Here is a 1,424-nt window from a genome sequence, read left to right on the forward strand (position 1 = left end):
CTTGGCACCCGGGGCGGGACGCAGGTGGTGGACCTTCAGAGCGTTCTGCTTCTCAGCAGTCTCTGCGGCGGTCTTGTTCTCTGCCATTACTTCGCCTCCTCTACATTCACGAGGTGCGGAACCGTGTTCAGCATTCCAACGGTCACGGCGTCAGCGGTGCGGACAACAGTGTGTCCGATGCGCTTGAGTCCGAGGGACCGAAGGGTGGCGATCTGGTTCTGCTTGGCGCCAATGACGCCCTTGATCTGGGTGATCTCCAACTGGGCGTCGGAGGGAGTCAGGTTCTTAGCCATGACTAAACACCTGCCTTCTGGTTCTGGAGCGCGCGCACCAGAGCAGCAGGAGCAACCTCGTCCAGCGGCAGGCCACGGCGGGCAGCCACGGAAGCGGGCTCTTCGAGCTGCTTCAGAGCGGCAACGGTCGCGTGGACGATGTTGATCGCGTTGGAAGAACCGAGCGACTTGGAGAGGATGTCGTGGATACCCACGCACTCCAATACCGCGCGGACCGGACCACCGGCGATAACACCGGTACCGGCGGAAGCCGGACGCAGCAGGACTACGCCTGCAGCAGCCTCACCCTGCACACGGTGCGGGATGGTGTTGCCAACGCGGGGAACGCGGAAGAAGGACTTCTTGGCCTCTTCAACGCCCTTTGCGATAGCAGCGGGAACTTCCTTGGCCTTGCCGTAGCCCACGCCGACCATACCGTTGCCGTCACCGACGACGACGAGAGCGGTGAAGCTGAAGCGACGACCACCCTTGACGACCTTGGCAACGCGGTTGATGGTGACAACGCGCTCTACGAACTGGCTCTTCTCAGCCTCACGACCGCCGTCGCGGCCACCACGGCCACCACGGTCGCCGCGGCCCTGGCCACGGTCGCCGCGCTCGCCACGACGTCCGCCGCGGCGGTCATCGGCAGCGGGTGCGGTCTCAGTTGCTTCAGCAGCTACAGCTTCAGTCACCTGAATGTCCTTTTCGTTATTTTCAACGGTCACAGTGCCAGCCCACCTTCGCGAGCACCGTCAGCGACGGCGGCGATGCGGCCGTGGTACTTGTTACCGCCACGGTCGAAGACAACAGCCTCGACGCCTGCAGCCTTGGCGCGCTCTGCAACGAGTTCGCCGACGCGCTTGGCCTTGGCAGTCTTGTCTCCGTCAAATGCGCGAAGGTCAGCTTCCAGGGTGGAAGCGTAAGCCACGGTTACACCCTTGCTGTCATCGACAACCTGGACGAATACGTGACGTGCCGAACGGTTGACGACCAGACGAGGACGTACAGCCGTACCGGTGATGCGCTTGCGGATACGAAGCTGGCGACGGCTGCGTGCAGCAGACTTGCTCTTGTTCGAACGCTTCTTGTTAATTGCGATGGCCATGGTTTACTTACCAGCCTTTCCGACCTTGCGGCGGATGACTTCGC

The 1,424-nt window shown here is 62.4% G+C and carries 3 protein-coding genes and 1 pseudogene; all 4 read right to left on the reverse strand.

The genetic code is table 11. The features are described from left to right. A pseudogene (locus tag HP499_RS25340) lies at positions 1 to 87 on the reverse strand (50S ribosomal protein L15); the annotation flags it as partial. Continuing rightward, a complete protein-coding gene (gene rpmD, locus HP499_RS24205) occupies positions 87 to 293 on the reverse strand; it encodes a 50S ribosomal protein L30 (RefSeq protein WP_026539814.1) in 207 nt (68 codons plus the stop codon). The pseudogene HP499_RS25340 and the gene rpmD, both read right to left, overlap by 1 nt. Positions 294 to 295: 2 nt before the next feature. Next, positions 296 to 967: a 30S ribosomal protein S5 gene (rpsE, locus tag HP499_RS24210; RefSeq protein WP_026539813.1), complete on the reverse strand. Its 672-nt coding sequence runs from the start codon at positions 965 to 967 to the stop codon at positions 296 to 298. A gap of 29 nt (positions 968 to 996) precedes the next feature. Continuing rightward, positions 997 to 1,380 (reverse strand): 50S ribosomal protein L18, encoded by a 384-nt coding sequence (gene rplR / locus HP499_RS24215; protein ID WP_011775582.1) that lies wholly within the window; start codon positions 1,378 to 1,380, stop codon positions 997 to 999. Between the last annotated feature and the right edge of the window lie 44 nt (positions 1,381 to 1,424).

Origin of the sequence: Paenarthrobacter sp. CM16, from assembly GCF_013179505.1 — a bacterium.
GTDB lineage: Bacteria > Actinomycetota > Actinomycetes > Actinomycetales > Micrococcaceae > Arthrobacter.